This is a genomic window from Gilliamella sp. CG22 (assembly GCF_046635725.1).
Lineage (GTDB): Bacteria > Pseudomonadota > Gammaproteobacteria > Enterobacterales > Orbaceae > Gilliamella > Gilliamella apicola_I.
Genome location: NZ_JBIDFK010000004.1, coordinates 159,728 through 178,041, shown reverse-complemented (window position 1 = coordinate 178,041; position 18,314 = coordinate 159,728). Strand labels below are relative to the sequence as shown.

The 18,314-nt window shown below is 34.7% G+C and carries 15 protein-coding genes; 6 read left to right on the top strand and 9 right to left on the bottom strand.

Features of this window, described 5'->3' with window-relative positions; all coding sequences use genetic code 11:
* Positions 1-52: 52 nt before the first annotated feature.
* Positions 53-775 (bottom strand): hypothetical protein, encoded by a 723-nt coding sequence (locus tag ACGH46_RS05425; RefSeq protein ID WP_411604610.1) that lies wholly within the window; start codon positions 773-775, stop codon positions 53-55.
* A gap of 14 nt (positions 776-789) precedes the next feature.
* The gene (locus ACGH46_RS05420) at positions 790-1,563 is read right to left on the bottom strand and encodes a hypothetical protein (RefSeq protein ID WP_411604608.1); all 774 of its coding nucleotides are present in this window, start codon (positions 1,561-1,563) and stop codon (positions 790-792) included.
* Positions 1,564-1,805: 242 nt separating this feature from the next.
* Here ACGH46_RS05420 and ACGH46_RS05415 point away from each other — a divergent pair, with 242 nt between their 5' ends.
* The 4 genes from ACGH46_RS05415 to ACGH46_RS05400 all read left to right on the top strand — a co-directional run bounded on the left by ACGH46_RS05415 (position 1,806) and on the right by ACGH46_RS05400 (position 6,261).
* Entirely contained in the window at positions 1,806-2,630 is an 825-nt protein-coding gene (locus tag ACGH46_RS05415; RefSeq protein WP_411604605.1) for a MetQ/NlpA family ABC transporter substrate-binding protein, read from the top strand.
* A gap of 416 nt (positions 2,631-3,046) precedes the next feature.
* The gene (locus ACGH46_RS05410; protein WP_411604602.1) at positions 3,047-3,976 is read left to right on the top strand and encodes a hypothetical protein; all 930 of its coding nucleotides are present in this window, start codon (positions 3,047-3,049) and stop codon (positions 3,974-3,976) included.
* A gap of 282 nt (positions 3,977-4,258) precedes the next feature.
* On the top strand, positions 4,259-5,170 hold the full coding sequence (locus ACGH46_RS05405; protein WP_220215092.1) for an endonuclease/exonuclease/phosphatase family protein: 912 nt from the start codon (positions 4,259-4,261) through the stop codon (positions 5,168-5,170).
* Between the two features lie 185 nt (positions 5,171-5,355).
* Complete coding sequence (locus ACGH46_RS05400; protein ID WP_411604599.1) at positions 5,356-6,261, top strand: endonuclease/exonuclease/phosphatase family protein; 906 nt, start codon at positions 5,356-5,358, stop codon at positions 6,259-6,261.
* 39 nt (positions 6,262-6,300) lie between these two features.
* On the opposite strand, the gene ACGH46_RS05395 is transcribed toward ACGH46_RS05400, so the two are convergent.
* The gene (locus tag ACGH46_RS05395) at positions 6,301-7,251 is read right to left on the bottom strand and encodes an arsenic resistance protein (RefSeq protein WP_411604596.1); all 951 of its coding nucleotides are present in this window, start codon (positions 7,249-7,251) and stop codon (positions 6,301-6,303) included.
* Between the two features lie 603 nt (positions 7,252-7,854).
* On the opposite strand from ACGH46_RS05395, the gene ACGH46_RS05390 reads away from it, so the two are divergent.
* Positions 7,855-9,768: an enterotoxin gene (locus tag ACGH46_RS05390; RefSeq protein ID WP_411604593.1), complete on the top strand. Its 1,914-nt coding sequence runs from the start codon at positions 7,855-7,857 to the stop codon at positions 9,766-9,768.
* A gap of 478 nt (positions 9,769-10,246) precedes the next feature.
* Complete coding sequence (locus ACGH46_RS05385) at positions 10,247-12,586, top strand: TonB-dependent hemoglobin/transferrin/lactoferrin family receptor (protein WP_411604591.1); 2,340 nt, start codon at positions 10,247-10,249, stop codon at positions 12,584-12,586.
* A gap of 67 nt (positions 12,587-12,653) precedes the next feature.
* Here ACGH46_RS05385 and ACGH46_RS05380 read toward each other — a convergent pair whose 3' ends face one another.
* The 6 genes from ACGH46_RS05380 to opp1B all read right to left on the bottom strand — a co-directional run bounded on the left by ACGH46_RS05380 (position 12,654) and on the right by opp1B (position 18,291).
* Positions 12,654-13,397: an SDR family NAD(P)-dependent oxidoreductase gene (locus ACGH46_RS05380; RefSeq protein ID WP_220217252.1), complete on the bottom strand. Its 744-nt coding sequence runs from the start codon at positions 13,395-13,397 to the stop codon at positions 12,654-12,656.
* Positions 13,398-13,548: 151 nt separating this feature from the next.
* Complete coding sequence (locus ACGH46_RS05375) at positions 13,549-14,874, bottom strand: MATE family efflux transporter (RefSeq protein ID WP_411604588.1); 1,326 nt, start codon at positions 14,872-14,874, stop codon at positions 13,549-13,551.
* A gap of 3 nt (positions 14,875-14,877) precedes the next feature.
* Entirely contained in the window at positions 14,878-15,657 is a 780-nt protein-coding gene (locus tag ACGH46_RS05370; protein WP_220217250.1) for an ABC transporter ATP-binding protein, read from the bottom strand.
* A complete protein-coding gene (locus tag ACGH46_RS05365) occupies positions 15,658-16,524 on the bottom strand; it encodes an ABC transporter ATP-binding protein (RefSeq protein ID WP_411604585.1) in 867 nt (288 codons plus the stop codon). It lies immediately after the preceding gene.
* Positions 16,517-17,350: a nickel/cobalt ABC transporter permease gene (gene opp1C / locus ACGH46_RS05360; protein ID WP_294827410.1), complete on the bottom strand. Its 834-nt coding sequence runs from the start codon at positions 17,348-17,350 to the stop codon at positions 16,517-16,519. Before opp1C ends, ACGH46_RS05365 begins: the two co-directional genes overlap by 8 nt.
* Positions 17,347-18,291, bottom strand: a complete 945-nt coding sequence (opp1B, locus tag ACGH46_RS05355; protein WP_220217247.1) for a nickel/cobalt ABC transporter permease — start codon at positions 18,289-18,291, stop codon at positions 17,347-17,349. The genes opp1C and opp1B overlap by 4 nt, the downstream gene beginning before the upstream one ends.
* Positions 18,292-18,314: the final 23 nt, after the last annotated feature.

Below are 18,314 nucleotides of genomic sequence, written 5' to 3'. Positions count from 1 at the left end.
GCATTATCCAGTATTAGGGAGAATCATATTAAATTAGCTTATTTGCACACTTTTAATAGTCAATTTTTCGTGAATTAAAATAAGTAAAATTCTCATTCATTTTTAAACAATATGACTTCGTCCAATCACCTTGTTCATTATATCCATAAAAGGAACATCTTTTTGTCTCTGTTGGTTTGGACTCTTTGTCATCAAAAAATTTAATGATAACTTTATCTAATTGATTTTTATCGTTATATAAAAATATCTTTTCTTCGCTTGACGTGTAAACATTGGCTAAATCCATTTTTAAGATATAAGTATTAACAATTCGAGAAATATTTCCATTTTCATACTGAATATCACTGATCGTCGATGGATTGGAAATACGTTCGATTTTTATTATTCTATTTTGATCATCATAAGTTGAAGACCATTCGATCTTTTTGGCTAAATCCTCTAAATGCAAAAGATTCTGCTTATCATCCAGTTCCATATTTAAATCTAAATCATATTGATTATCTATCGAAAAATGGCTTTTTTTCGTTGCATAGTCGTTTGTGATCTTCACATGATCAATATCAACTGAGACAATGAAACCTTTATCATCTGATAGATATTGTTGGCGATCACTGCCAATAATCTTTTGTTGCTTAATCAGTTTTGAATACGGAATATTCTCAACACTACTAAACAATAAATAGTTGTTAGTGAGCTCAACATTACTCAGTTTTTCATTTTTATTGCAACCAAATAGAATGATTGATAAACCACATACGAAAATGATCCTTTTCATTGCTGTTTCCTTAATTAGTCATAGTATTCGAAAGAGCGTAAAATAAATCGCTTTGTTTCTTCTTGTTCGTTTAAACAATATAATTTTGTCCAATCACCATACTGGTTAGGATCATCGTAAACGCAGTTTAATTGCTCTGTGGGGATTAATTGATTGTGTTCATTGCTTTCATATTGACCATTTTGAGCAATAAAAGCATGTTCGACGCTATTAATGAGCTGCTTCTCTGCATTATAAAAGTATTGCTTTTTATTGAGGTAAAGTGGAACGATATTTGCTTCATCTGTTTTATCAAAAATTTCATAGTATCTTTCAACAACTAATTCATTTTTATAAGTAATTTGATTAATAAATAGATAATTTGAACCACCAATAATGCTGTTTTCAAGTTTCACAACTCGTCCTTGTTCGTCATAGGTTGAGCGGATAACTTCGTTGCCGGATGAGTCAGTTATCGAAACAATATTTTGTTTATCATCCACATTAATTTTGTATTTTGAAAGTTCCTGATTTTTGATCATATATTGTGACTGCTGATAATCAAAATAGACTTTTTTATCGTTCAAATTGTAAAAGGTGATCAAACCATCTGCGTTCGTTTCGATCGTACCAAAATAACTTCCTTCAAATCGCTGCTTTTTAATCAGTTTTGAGTGAGGAGCAACATCATATTGACCATTATTAATATAATTATTGATGATGATTTTATAATCGCTTTGCTTATTATCACATCCTAACAAAGTCAATAGTAAGCAACTATAGATGAGGGGGATTATATATATTTTCATGCTTTTTAATCCTTTATATTTATTTGAACGTCCTGAATGACGAATATATTTAACCACAAATAGATCAGCGATTAAACAGAAAATTTATATATCTTAATCGAATAATGATATAAACTTTAAGTATTATCAAAATGAAAGCTTGATAATTATAATCCTAAATATCCTATCGTTATAAAAATAACACACATTAACAAAGAGTTATATTTTGTAAATATTGCAAACACAATCCAGAAGGAATGATAATGAAAAAATATTTATATTTACCTACCTTAATATTATTGGGGCTCGTGTTGATAGGTTGTGACACAGACAAAAGCAAAGACGTAAAACAATCAGACAAAAAAGAGATCATAGTTGGATTACCCCCTAGTATGCACAACATTTTAATGGAGCGAGTGGTTAAGCCCGAATTAGAAAAAAAAGGCTACAGCGTCAAATTGGTCAATTTTAGTTCTTTGCGAGATGCCAATACCGCGCTGGTTGAAGGGAGTATTGATATGAATGCTGCACAGCATCAAGATTATCTTGACGTCTATAACAAAGAGACCCATAACGACCTTGTCTCATTAGTACACATTCCTTCCATATCTGCCGCTCTATTTTCACAGAAACATCATTCAATCAATGATATTGCATCCAATCAAATCATTGCTATCCCGAATGATCCCTCCAATACTTCTCGATCATTATTGTTGTTACAAAAAATAGGTTGGATCAAGCTTAAACCAGACACACAATCAGGCATAATCACCTTAAATGATATTATAGAAAACAGCTATAATTTAAAATTTAAAACGCTTTTATCAGAAATTATTCCGCGAGTACTCGGCGAAGTTGATTACGCAATTATGCCAGGCGGTGTGGCATGGTTGAGTAAAGTACCAGCTGATAATATATTAATTCAAGAAGAATTATCGCCCAATTTAGAGCTAATGGTTGTCGTTAAAAAAGAAGATCTCAACACGACATGGGCAAATGACGTTAAGCAACTTTACCAATCCGATAAACTTAAAAAATTTATTGAAGAAGATCCGGACGCTAAAGGTCGATTTATTTGGCCAAAATAGGATAGTTAAAAAACAACCAATATCTTTAGGTGGATAAAAGATATTGGTTTTATTATAAAATCTAATCATTTAATCTTATCAGCATTTGAAATTTACCTTCGCTCCATTTTGCTTTAAAGTTATTTTCAACCCATTAAATAACAGCTAATCATGCTATGTTAAGTTTTTTAGGGTTATAAAGTGACATTAGGTTCTATTAAACAAATCGTTATTTTTTTCACTTAACATTATTTAAATCTAAAAAATTTTTTTTAATTTTTTATTAAGAATATTCATTCCAATATTTACAATTTTTTCTTTTTTTAATTTATTTATCTTATTGATTATAAATGAAATATTTGTAATTTTTGCGTGGTGTTTATATATGATTGTGGTAAAATCGCAATCCCCAAAAAAGATAAAATGAAATAAAAGTAATGACTAAAATTAAATATTTTTTAATTGTTGTTTGCAGTTTGGCTTTAGTCGGCTGTTTTGTGCCAAGTAAAATTCAAACTATGATCGATAATCCAACTTCGAACGAAATAAAAGTAACCATTGATGGAACTGAACACGTTATTCCTCCAGTTTCAAAGATCGCTTACTCTTTTGAATTTGGTAAACATACTCTAGTTTATAACCAAGAAACTTTAAATATTCTGGTAAAACCCAATCGAAAGAATGAACTTAATATCATTAATCCAACATTAAATAATTACGTAATAATGAACTTCTATTTTATCGACGAAAAAATGAAACCTGCCGATTATGGTATGCTACTAATGTCCAAAAAATCAAGTATGACCACTGTATCAATAATGTATGATGGAAAGGTAAAGGAAATAGAGTTACCTCTTAGTGTGACAAATGACTTATTTATTGATCAAAGCGAATATTGGTGGAAATATGATCTTGACAAACCTGTACCAGAGAAAATAACGATCAGGGACTCTACCAAATTCTCGACGATAAAAAAAATATACCGGGAAGCGGAGTTTTGGAAAATTGCGCCAGAATATGTAGAAGAATTAGATGATTATGATCTACCTTTAGATAGAGTACGTTTTGTTGAACGTACACCTGAATTAAACAAATTACCGGCGTTTTCTATTCCTGATATTGCTTTAAATTCTATCGCTTGTGAACAAGGACGTAATGATATTCAAGCAAAACTCAATAATTGGCAGCAAATTTTAACCTTAACAGGAAGTGATTTTAGTGAGGGTTATAAAGATTTTAAATCAACAATAATCGATGCCAACACCGAAGCTTTCAAAAATTGTGATGGTTATAGTGAAGCATTAAATGATATTGCTGATGCACTCGAATCAATTAGCGATTTGAATTTTGTTATCTTGCAAGAATAAAAGGAATTGAAGTGTTGATATAAGCATTAAACTTCGTCTTTTTTGTGTTAAGGCATAAAATAATTTTTACTCATTTTATGTCTTAATTTTCAAACAATAATCAATAAAAAATCTATTTTTATAAGGAATACTTCGTTGATTGCTGACTGATTCGTCATAAAAAACACTAACCTAGATAAAAATATATTGATATACATCACAAAAATCAGAAAAAAATATTTTTTTAAACCTCAATCAACCTCATACTAATAACCAATCTTAATTAAAGAAAGGTATATCATTATGATTAAAAGGAAATTAAAATTAGCAGCCATTATCAGTAGTTTTATCCTAAGTACTTCAACTGTTTTTGCTTCAATTGACGATGTGAAAGACCTTAAAATCATTAGTTACAATGTCTATAATGGTATGAAATTAGACGAAACAGACGGAAAACAGAAATTTATCGAATGGGCAAAAGCACAAGATGCCGATATTATTGCCTGGCAAGAAATGAATTTTTTTACTCGTGAAAAGCTTGAAAAATTTGCCGCAAGTTATGGACATAAATATGCGGTATTATTGAAAGAAAAACCTGATGATGCCGCTTTTTTCCCTGTCGCCATTACGTCAAAATATCCTATAGTCAATGTTGATAAAGTCGTGGATAATCTATGGCATGGTGCGCTGTATGCTGATATTGGCAACTATCATTTTGTTATTACCCATATGAATCCATTTTGGACAGAAAAAAGAATTGATGAAATGAATTTAATTATCGATTCTATCAAATATAGCCGTGATCCAAATGGTAAATGGATTATTGCTGGTGATTTAAACTCTTTTTCACCTGCGGATAAAGAAACCTACGATAAAAGTAATTTGTTAAACGATATCAAAGAAAAACAGAAAAAAAGACCGATATTAGAAAATCTTGTTAATGGACAATTAAGTTATACCGTTCAACAAAATTTATTGGATGCAGGGTTTATTGATGCGTTGAAAATTAAAAATAAAGAATTTATTGCGACAGCGCCAACCAAAGTATTTTACGATCAAGCTTCAACACCGCTGCGTTATGATTATATTTATGTGTCCCCCCCATTAAAAAACGACGTTATTGAGGTTAAAGTCTTAAAAGACGATTTTACGGATAATTACTCTGATCATTATCCTGTACAAATGATCATTAAAAATAAATCATCACAACCATAATAGTGAAAGCCATGTATCATTGCATGGCTTTTATCAGTCATTTTTATATGACAGTATTTTCCAATGATAATCATCAAGTTGTGATTGTGATCGCAACATGTCCATTTAAATTCAATTAATATCAAAAAGAGCATCGAATAATCTAACTCGAATTGATGAAATCAAAAAAGTTGTAGGATAAAGATATGAAGAAAAATTGTTTAGTACTGATTATAGTGGGGTTGTTTTCGTTATTTTCATATGCATTGGCAACAGAAGATTTAGTGATATCACAATATCAACATTCGCCGAATAAAGTGTATACCGATAAAGATCAACCAGAAATTACCATTGCAAATTTCAACATTGCAGGCGGGCTTAGAAAGCATAAGGTTAATTTAGATTTAGTTGCTAACGCGATTAAAGCAATGGATGCGGATATCATAACTCTTGAAGAAGTCGATCAAAATACCACACGTAGTGATGGCTTAGATCAAGCAAAAGTGATAGCAGAAAAAACGGGCATGTACTATCTGTTTGGCAAAGCAACGGACATGAAAGGCGGTAATTACGGTAATGCCATATTGTCTAAATATCCAATAGTAAAAAGTAAAACTTTTTTGTTACCCTCTGGTGATTTTGAACAAAGATCCCTGATGTTAAGTCAAATTAATGTGCCGGGCTTTGATTCGCCAATTTATGTGTTTAATACTCATTTTGATTGGCATGAAGAAGATGAGGTAAGAATGTCACAAGCACGTTTTATTAATAGTATTGTTTTTGACGATCTGGACTTAGATGATGAATTTCCTAATTTAGTATCTGGAATTATGGTATTGTTAGGCGATTTTAATTCTGTTAAAAATGATAGAGTCATTAAAGAGCTTGAAAAATACTGGACTTTGGTGAAACAAGAAAATGTCGATACTCGCACTTGGCCAGCAGGAAATCCTGGATTAGATTTAGATCATATTTTTACAAGTCGAAATCAAATATGGCAAGTTGAGCAATTCATTATTCCCAATGATGGCAATGAGTGGAATGGTATCAAATGGCCACTTGTAAGCGACCATATTCCAGTGATCGCTAAATTAAAATTGATTGAGCAATAAAAAATGGAAATGGGCATATAGCCCATTGTCTTTTAGCATTCATTTTAGTTTAGCAATAACATAAATATAAACTAGCTCGCTGATTAATTCGATAAGTGTTTGTGTTACGATGATTGACGGTAAAATGGGTATTGCATTAGGTATGGCTAACGCTAAAGGTAAAATGACTAGCGCATTTCGAGTACCGGCACTAAAAGCTATCGCTCGACTTCCTGCGACGGAAACATGAAAACAACGACCAACAAACCATCCAACTAAAGGGGCGACAATAGCAAAAATTATATAAAATGGAATAACGGATACTACGACTGATAAATTACCCTTCAGCTGAGGTAGAACTGCCAAAATAACGATAAAAAGCGTTAATGCCGTGGCTGGAACGGGTAACATATTTAACCCATGTATCATTTTTTTGCCTGTGTGATTTCGTACAGCCCAGACTTGCATTAAGGTAGCTAAACAGAAAGGAATGACCATTAACCAAATAAAAGCATGGATAAAGGGTTGGAGGTGAATGAGCTGGTTGACCTGTTCACTAATCATAAAAGTTAAGTAAACAGGCAGTAAAAACATTTGTAACAACAATAATAAAGGTATTGCCATCAATAATAAACGGGCATCTGCGCGTCCAAGATGAGAAAAAGTGACAACATAATCAATACAAGGGGCAAGTAACACAAGTAATACGCCCAGTTTAATAAAAGGAGCGGAAGGTAGAAATAGCGCTAATAATCCAACCCCAACAGGTATAATAACAAAATTTGTTATAAGTAATGCCACCATAAATCGCTTGTAAGACCAAAACTGTTTAATCTCAGTCACAGGAACTTGTAAGAAAGTGACAAACAACATGAATGCTAATACTGGATTGATAAACATGTCGAATATTGAGGTGTTGTCTAAACAAAATACCAGACCAATAGCTATCATCACCACAGAAAAATAAATAGCTATCTGATTTTTCTCTAAATTATCTTTGATTTGTTGCATAGTGTCATTATTCAGTAGGCAATAACGAACAGATAGCATATCAGAAATCAACAAATTTAAAGAATGTAATATTCATGCCATTGGATATAAACAGTTATCATTGTATTTCGGTTCAATTCAAATTATTTGATTAATTATTTAGTTCAAATAGCTAATTTTTTGACAGCATCTAAATGGAAAATACCTTGGATTTATTATCCATATCACTATTTTGCTTAAATTTATCACTTAAAATCATTATAGCATTGACAACAACTGAATTTTTGTTGAACTACGCATTCAAATTGGCAAGCATTTATCAAAAATGCGATCTTTGTCACATCAGATAATAAAAGCAAATTCGCTATCTAATTATCAACGATCTTTCATTGTTGAACTCGGTACAAACAATCTTATCCCTATTTTAGGGAAAAAATAGCATTGTATTTCAACATGAAGCCAAATTAGCTTTTCATTTTGAGACAAATAAAAGCTTTTTTTAACAATTTCAATCCACCTGTAATCTGCAATCAAGATCACAATTTATCATCACTCAAATACCTATACTGATATTCATGTTTCGGTCAATTCTTTTGTCGAATTTTTATCAATCAGGAGGTCGTAATGAAAACGTATGTCAAAAATTGGATCACAATTGGGTTACTCAGCGCATTGGGTTTGTCTGTTGATGCGGTGTGGGCTAAAGAATATCAATTAACAGGGCAGCATACCCAAATCACGCTATCTGATAGTGGCAATCAACAAAACGTCACATCGTTTAATATTACTAATCCCGTAACTAATGATTCAATCACTGTTAATACGCTATTTGAGATTACGCTAAATTCGGGGCAAAAATTGACCGATAAAGATTTCCACTTAGATAATTTACAACAAAAAGACAATCAAATTTATTTAAATTTCAGTGGTCATGATATTGAGATTCAAACCCTATTGATTCTCAATGATGATAAACATTTTGCCAGTTATGAACTGCAAATCACCCCTAAAAAACAGGCACTTTCAATGTCAGACGTTTCTATAATGCCGTTTCATTCTCAAGCGCCATTTGTTTACGGCTCCGTTGTCAGTTCGCCGATTATTAGTGATACCTTTTTTATCATTCCCGAAAATCCATTAACCAATACCGTTGCCTATGAAGGTGGTGTGTTGCAAAAAATTCCGCAAGCTATCCCGTTACAAGTCAATCATACCTTGAGTTACAAAACCTATATTGGCACTTATGAAAAAGGGCAATTAAGACGCCATGTAAATGAATTTCTTAATCAAGTTCGCCAGCGACCATATAGCCCGTACTTACATTATAATTCTTGGCTAGATATCGGATTTTTTAATCCCTATACTGAAAAGGAAGCACTGTTACGAATCGAACAATATGGTCAAGAATTAGTTGAAAAACGTCATGTTACCCTAGATGGTTATCTGTTTGATGATGGTTGGGATAATTTAACGGGTAACTGGGGATTTGGTGATAATTTTCCGAGTGAATTTAAAAAATTAAAAACCGCATCAGAAAAATATCACGCCGCGCTGGGTATTTGGTTGTCACCTTGGGGTGGATACAATAAACCACGTGATACTCGTGTTACCAATGCATTAAAACTGGGTTATGAAACCATGGATGGCAAACTCGCCTTATCAGGCCCTAAATACTATGCTAATTTTCATAAACGAATTTTAGAATTAATCCAAAATCAGAACATTACCATGTTCAAACTCGATGGAACAGGTAATGCAGATAAAGTGATCGCCGGCAGCCAATTTACCAGTGATTTTGATGCTGCGATTCATTTAATCCAAGATATGCGTAAAGCTAATGATCATTTATATATTAATCTAACAACCGGTACACAAGCGACGCCGTCTTGGTTATTTTATGCCGACTCTATCTGGCGAGGTGGCGATGATGTCAATTATTATGGACCCGGTAGTAAAGTTCAACAGTGGTTAACTTATCGTGATGCGGAAACGTATCGTTCTATTGTTTTAAAAGGTCCCTTGTTTCCATTAAATTCACTTATGCTGCATGGTATTGTATATGCTAAACAAGCAAAACATTTGCAACAAGAAACCGAAAATGACTTTGCTGATCAAGTTTGGAGTTACTTTGCAACAGGAACGCAATTACAAGAAATGTACATTACTCCTGAACTGATGACAATAAACAATTGGGATACGTTAGCATCGGCTGCTAATTGGGCAAGAGATAACCAAACCGTATTATTCGATACCCATTGGATTGGTAAAGATCCCACAAAATTAGGGGTATATGGTTGGGCGGGATGGACGCAAGATAAATCCATTATTACTTTACGCAATCCGTCAGATAAACCGCAAATTTATTATCTGGATTTACAAAATGATTTAGAGTTGCCGGCAAAGGCAAGTTCACATTTTAAAATCAACATTGATTATCACAGTGAATCTTATGCGCAAAAACCAACGAGTGTGGATAAAACGGCATTAATCACTCTTGAGCCTTTCGAAACAGTTGTCATGTCGCTAATTCCACAATAATTACAATATGCCTTGTCTACAAATACAAGGCATAAAATTAGGCTCAACATAGTCGGTTGAAATGTCAAAGTTTAAAACGGGCTTAAAACGTATGGAACAAAAATAATCTAATGAAACTATTTACAATAGTAAAAAAGCTCATTTTGAACTGATATAATTTTTTCATTCAGGTTTCCTGTTTATCTGATAGGGAACCTGAAAATTAACATCAAATCGATACGACGTTTTTAACATCACTCTCCATTTCGTTGCTTTATTCTGATAATAAACATGAAAACACTAGGTTGTTTTAACCGTTAAATAAAAATAATTTTGTTAACGTTTTCAACCAAAATTTATACATATTTTTCTGTCTATTTTTTGACAAACCCAATATACTTACCAAACTTGTATTTGATAATGATTATCATTATTATTTGTAAGGTTAAATTTAGAGATGTGTTAAATGATTTAATTGTTTTTTATGAAGGAATGAAACATGAGTTATAAAAAGGTAAGTATCTTATTACTCTTTATGAGTTTTTCTTCACAAGCTGAGTCTGTGCTTGAAGATAAAGATACAAAGCAAAATATTGATGAACCGAATAAACCATTAACGAAGAACAATATGGTTAATCGTGACGATATAGACGATGTGATTACTGTCATTGCCGGCTCATCAACGCAAGATGAATTAAAAAAAATAAATAGTGTTATTGCGGGACGATCAACACTTTCATCAGGGCTAATAGAACAAAAACAATCCGATAATGTTGCCGAATTGCTCAATACTTTACCCGGTGTGAGTGCTGCTGGTTCAGTTAGGCCAGGGGGGCAAACCTTAAATATATGGGGTTTTGGTAAAGTTGAAGATGTCAAAATTATTGTAGATGGTGCACAAAAAGGATTCCAAAAATATCAACAAGGATCGATTTTTGTTGAACCAGAACTTCTTAAACAAGTTGAAGTTAACAAAGGTCCACACGATGTGAAGTTTGGAAATGGCGGCTTTGGTGGCGTGATAAAAATGGAGACTAAAGATGCGATTGATCTGCTTGACCCCAATCAATACCTTGGCGCATTAATCAAATACAGTTTTCATTCAAACAATCATCAGAATATGGTGACTGGTGCAGTTTATGGTCGAACACAAGATGACATGTTTGATGGTCTTATTTATTACACCAACCGAGACAGCGGTAATTTTAAACGCCCCGATGGCTCGAGATTTGAGTTTTCAGAAGATGACATGGATTCCTACATGGCGAAACTCAATTTTAGACCCAATGAAGAACACACTTTCACTCTATCAGGTATACGTTCAAAACGGGATTCATGGCAACCTTGGGCAGCCAAATATGTCGAAAAAATGACCCCCCCAACCGCTGCACAAATTAATAAATATGGATATAAAGCAGCATGGTTAAGAAAATTGGTAAAACGTGATCAACAAGATGAATCCGCCCAATTTAAATGGAATTATCAGCCAACTTATAATCCATTAATTAATTTGACGTTACACACCACTTATTCCAAAACCAAACAACATGATACTCGTCCTAATAAATACAATCCGGTGGCTTCATTAGGGACAATGGGTAACGAAAGTTGGGTTAGCTATACCGATAAAACTATCGAGCTTGAAAATGTCAGTATTTTTAACACCGGCGCTATCGATAATGCATTAAAAATTGGATTACAAGCACATCTACATGATCGTGATACGTTAATGTATTACAAAAACTATGCTAAAAAGCCAAATTATAACAATGGTTATTTCCAACCGGCTTACATGCCTTCTGGTAAACAGCAAACTTATAGTTTTTATATTCAAGATGAACTTTCGATTAGTGATTTTGTCTTATCACCCAGCCTTCGATATGATTATGTCCGAAATCACGGTAAAAAGAATTATGCTTCAGCGTATAACGATCCCGATCCTCGTTATGGTCATGACTATTCACCCGTGACCTATTCAGGTTGGACACCACGTTTTGGATCCTATTGGCAAACCACCCAAAATGTCGGATTTTTTGGGGATATCAGTTATGCATGGCAAGCGCCAACTATTGATGAAAGCTATGAAGTCCAGTTTACTCCTAAAAATGGAGGAAGCGGTAAAATTTCGGCAACCAGCCGTCATTTGAAAAAAGAGCGGAATTTATCAATTCGAATTGGGAATATTCTCGATTTTAATAATTTAATACTTGAAAATGATAAGTTACAAGTTCGTAGCACGTTATTTAGACAGCGTGTCACCGATGAGATTTTTGTTACTCGAGGATTCAATGGATCAATATGCGGTCCAGGCAAAGCGTGTCCGCTTGGGCAGGCAAATTATCGTAATATTCCGGGTAAAATGATTGTCAAAGGTTTTGAACTTGAAACGTTTTATGACAGTAAATATTGGTTTGCAAGTGCGACCTACTCAATCCAAAAAGGGGAACGAGATACAGCACCACAAGCACCATGGATGCATCATAAGACCTATGTCGCAACGATTGCACCACGCACCGCAACATTAACAACGGGGTTTAAAATTCCGGACTGGAATGTGAGAGCAGGGTGGAATGCCCAATTTGTACGAAAACAAGATCGCACAGGACTAGAAGACAGAAACCATGATGGTATAAAAGATCTGGGCGCTTATGGATTAGGGCGATCGTCGGGGTATTCAATACATAATCTTTTTGCGAGTTGGCAACCGACTTTTCTGCCTAAAGCCGAAATTAAGCTAACCATTGATAATCTATTTAATAAAGATTATCGACTTTATTTAGGCGAAAACACCTATGGACTCGCCCGAAACTTTAAAGCGAGTGTTTCATACCGATTCTAAACTTCATTTAAATGTGAATACTGCCAGTTTACTGGCAGTTTGAATAAGTCATCAGTGCTGAATCTATCTACCATTTACCTGCCGTTGAGCCACCGTCAACGACCATAATTGTACCGGTAACAAAATTAGAATCCGTTAAATACATGACGGCATTGATAATATCTTGAACCTGTCCAATCCGATTGACAGGAGCCATAGATTTTAATACTGCTTGAACTTGGGGATCGGTAGGATGCATTGGGGTCTCAATAATGCCAGGTGCAATACCGTTAACCATAACATGGCTTGATGCTAATTCTAATGCTAAACCTTTAATGGCACTATTAATACCGCCTTTGATCATAATCGGTAACAAAGCCGGTACAGTCAAATTAGGTTGCATAGCAATGGCAGCAGTAATATTAATGATATGCCCTGACTGATTGGCTATCATATGTTTAGCTGCTGTCTGAGCAGGGTAGAAAAATCCTTTAAGGTTGGTATCAATTAGGGTGTTTAGATCATCTTGTGTATACTCAACGGCGGGTTTAGATATAAATATGCCTGCATTATTCACTAAAATATCGACTTTACCAAATCTTGCAATAGCGTGTGAAAAAAGCAATTCTGCCGTTTGCGGCTTTGCAATGTCCCCAGCTACAAGTAATAAATTATCAGGTTCGCCTAATTTAATCGCTGCTTGTTCTAAACGAGCTTTATCTCGACCATTGGCAACGACATTGAAACCTCGCTCAAGATAGGCTTTCGCTATCGCAAAACCAATTCCACTTGAAGCACCAGTCACAATAACGGTTTTATTTCCTTTATTCATCGAATTTAATTCCTGTTTTGACTCACATTACAGATGATTATATAAGAGTTGAATTGAAATAGAAATTTGATTGCAAAAAGTAAAACAATTTACAAAATTCTAGATCGAACAGTAAATAGAATGAAATCTATTTACTGCTGGTTTAGTTAAATCAACGCATAAGATATTGTTTCGATCGATTAATCCAAATCACTAAAAAGAGTGTGCGTCCTAAACTAAATAAAATATAGGAAAACCACAAACCGTTATTGCCCCATATTGGTACAAAAATAGATTGAGCGATTAACCAAAGTAAAAGGGCAAGGATCATAGAATCACGAATAGAAGATGTATAACTGATGCCTGAAAACACCCCGTAATAGATCAATCCACCAGCAACCACAACCGGAAAAATAACTAACCAATAATGGTATTGTAGACAAAGATTAATGATGTTATTTTGATTGGTTAATAATCGGATTATCGTGGTGTCAAAAGCAAACCAGATTGCAATTAATATCACCGGACAAATCACACACGCTTGTAGTGACCAACGCAAGGTTTGTTGGTATAACGCCATATTTTGGGTGCCTTTAGCTTTACCACTAAAGACACTTGACGCATTAGCAAAACCATCAAATAAATACGCCATTAAGTAATGGATTTGAAACAGTACCGCATTAGCCGCCAATACTTCAGTACTAAAACTTGAACCAATCGAAATAAAATGATTCGTTACAACTAGCAGGCAAATAGTTCGAATCATTAAATTAGTATTAACTAAAATTACCCCTTTTAATGACTGCCAAGAAAGGATCGATTTCAAATCCGTTTTTTGTTGTGATTGTGGTAAATAGCGACCAATAAACCCGATCCCTAACAACGTACAAATCACTTGCGCACTGAGTGTTGCAAATGCCACGCCTTGAATATCCCAATGAAAGCCCCAAACAAAAATGACCGCCATAATAATATTGAGTAAATTAATCAACACTTGCAAAAACAGCACGGCTTTTATTTTGGACATCCCCATTAACCAACCAACCAGCACATAGTTAATCAGTACAAACGGGGCGCCCCAAATTAATATCGAAAAATAGATATCTGCATAATGCCTAACTTCTTGATTCGGCTTGATGATTTGCATTGAAGCACCAAAAATAAATTGCTGAAAAACAATAAATAAAATGCCTAAAACAATCGCAATAAACAGTGGGCGAATTAACGAAGAACGCAGTAATAGTGGATCATCTAATGCTTGTGCCGCAAATCCGGTGGTACTGACACGTAAAAAACCAAATAACCAATAGATGGTATTAAAGATCACCGCACCAACGGCAATGCCTGCAATAAAAGCAGGATTGGGTAGATGACCGACCAATGCAGTATCAACCACGCCCAATAATGGGGTTGTGATAGTTGAAATAATAAAAGGGATAACCAATGCTAAATAATCGTTAAAACGATAACGTTTATTAACGGTGGATTGTGTTGTCATAGATTAAAAACCTAATATAGAGTCAAGAAGCTGTTTGGAATAATCATGACGGACATTACTCAATTGGGCAATATCGTCAACCTGTTCTACAATTCTTCCTTGATAAAAAAACATCACTCGATTACACAAATACGTAATCGTGGTTAAATCATGAGTAATAAAAATACTGGTTAAATTTAACTGTTTTTGTAAATCAGCCAATAACGATAAAATCTGCGTTTGAACAGAAATATCTAACGAACTGACTGCTTCATCAAACAAAATAAATTGCGGATGACAGGCGATCGCTCTGGCTATGCAAATTCGTTGCAATTGACCGCCACTCATTTCATGAGCAAACCGCTGACAGAATGAATGATCTAATCCAACTTGTTCCAATAATTGATCTATTCGTTTTTTTCGTGCTGTCGATGATAACTTTTCGTAAATATCAAGAGGTTCAGCAATAATATTAGCAGCCGTAAAATAAGGATTTACCGAGGCATTATAATCTTGAAATACAGCGCTAATATTACGTCGCTGTGATGAGCATTTCCATGCTCGTTTCGCAATATCTTGCCCGTTAAATAGGATCTTACCCGTATCGGGTTTTTCTAAACCTAAAATAAGCTTTCCAAGTGTGCTTTTGCCACTGCCACTTTCACCAATAATACCCAGACATTCGCCCTGTTTTAACGAGAAAGAAACATCCTTAATGACCTTGTTCTTCTTGCGACTAAACAGACCTTGATGAGGTTGTAAAAAGGATTTGCTTACCTGTTCAACTTGCAATAATGCAGACATTTAAGCACTCTCCAATGTCGGAATAAACATTTTAGGATAAACCACCGAATCAAATTTAGCTAATAACTGTTTGCGCGCGCTGATTAGATAACGGGTGTAATCATTTTCAGCATGGTAAAAGATTTGATCTCGACAGCCTTGTTCAACAATTTTACCTTGTTGCATGACAACAATATGATCGGCAATATGATGAATCACGCCTAAATCGTGTGAAATAAAAATCATGGCGGTAGTTGATTGCTGCTTGATTTGTTCAAACATTTTCAAAATATGGAACTGACTAATCGAATCTAAAGCGGTTGTCGGTTCATCAGCAATGATCAATTCGGGTTTTAGCATTAATGCAATACCGATCATGATTCTTTGTAACATTCCACCACTCAATTGATGAGGATACTTATTATAAATCTGTTTGGGATCATTTAAACCGATTTCTTTAATCATGGTTAGTGTTTTGGCAACGGCCTCTTTTTTGCTTAAGGGAAGGTGTGCTTGTAATGTTTCGATGACTTGTTTGCCGATACGATAAAGCGGATCGAAAGCACTCATTGGATGCTGTAAAATGATCGCGATAGTGTTACCCCGAATCTGACGCAGTGTGTCAGTTGATTGGGTTAAAAGATCGCCTTTCACTTGTCGATTTAACTGAGGTTGTCTAGGATTAAAAAGGATTTGACCTTCGACTTTAAAATAGGGTTCTAATAACCCCATGATCGCTTTACTGGTTAAACTTTTACCACTACCACTTTCGCCGACAATGCCTACGCATTGGTGATGTTCAACATTAAACGAAATGTTATCCAATAACGTTTGACCATTATCAAGGTTAACCGTGAGATTTTTAACCTCTAACAGGGGGTTACACATGTGTTTTTTCCTTCGGATCTAAAATATCTCGCAAACAGTCACCTAATAGATTAAAAGCCGCCACGACGACTAAAATAGCTATCCCCGGATAGACCATTTGCATTGGATGTTGAATCATTACATTTTTGGCTTCACTAAGCATTAATCCCCATTCGGCAGTCGGTGCTTGCACGCCCAATCCAATAAAAGAGAGCGCCGAAATATTCAAAATGACCCAGCCTGTATCGAGCGTGGCTAACACCACTAATTCCGACATAATATTGGGTAACAAATGACGGCGAATAATAAAGCTGTGTGGTGCACCAATGGCACGTGAAAATAAAATATAATTTTTTCGACTATATTTAATCACTGAACTGCGGATCATTCGGCTATACCATGCCCATTTCACCACGATATTAGCAATAATCACGTTTTCAATCCCCACACCTAGCACTCCGACAATCGCTAAAATCATGACTTGACTAGGGAAGGAGAGCATAATATCGCAAAGGCGCATAATAACTTCATCAAGTTTGCCTCGTTGGTAACCTGAAATTAGCCCGATGATTGAACCGACGATAATGGTAATTGTCATGGTTAGTAAGGATAAAAAGAGAGTCGAACGGATTCCATAAAGTAAACGAGAAAAGATATCTCGACCTAAATGATCACAGCCTAGCCAATGTTCAGTTGAGATACTGGCATATTTGCGGACAATACGAACTTTATTTGGATCAAATGGGGCAATATAGGGCGCAAAAATACCCAAAAGAATGATGATGGAGATGATCATCAAACAGCATAATGCCATTTTATTTTTCATCAACTGTCTTGCTAAACTCATGCTAAATCCCCACTATTTTGTAATCGAGGATCCAACCATTGATGCACCACATCAACAATAAAATTACATACGACAAATAAAATCGCCATAACTAAAATATAAGCTTGAATAACAGGATAGTCTCGATTCATGATAGCGGCTATACATAAGCGCCCAAGTCCCGGCCATGAAAAGATATATTCCACAACAAACGAACCGGCAATCAATTGTGGAATTGTCATGCCCAGTGCGGTTATGGTGGTATGTAATGAATTAACTAAGACATGTTTTAAAATTATCGCTCGTTCCTTTAATCCTCGACTACGTGCATAAAATACAAAGTAATTCTGCATATTTTCCAGCATATTATTACGAATAAAGCGAATATAAGTAGCAATATAAACAAAAGATAAAGTTATTGTCGGTAAAATAAGATTTTGCCATGTGCCATAACCATTTGTTGGTAACAGATCTAAATAATTAGCAAAAAACCAAATACACAGCAAACCAAGCCAATAACTAGGCATGGCGGTACCAATAAAAATGAGGATTCGAACAACATGATCGAAGACTGAGTTAGCAAAAATAGCACATAACACGCCTAGCACTAAGCTAACGAATAAAGTAAGAACAAATGATGACACTGCCAAAAGTAAAGTTGGGGTTAAACAACGAATCATTTCATCCCAAACTAATCGATCCCGATGAACGAATGAACGTCCAAAATCCAGATGAAAAGCATGATATAACCAACTAAAATATCGAGACCAAAAGGGCTCATTTAATCCCAACTCTTGGCGCATACTTTCGATGGCTACAGGCGTTGGCATAATCTCATTTAAGCGTAAAGCAACTTCAGCAGGATCAGAAGGGGCAAGGTTGATCAGCAAAAAGGCAATGAACGAGATACCGATCAAAATCGGTATCATCATCAATAAACGTTTAAAAATATAATGTAACATTATGACTAACTAACTATAACGCA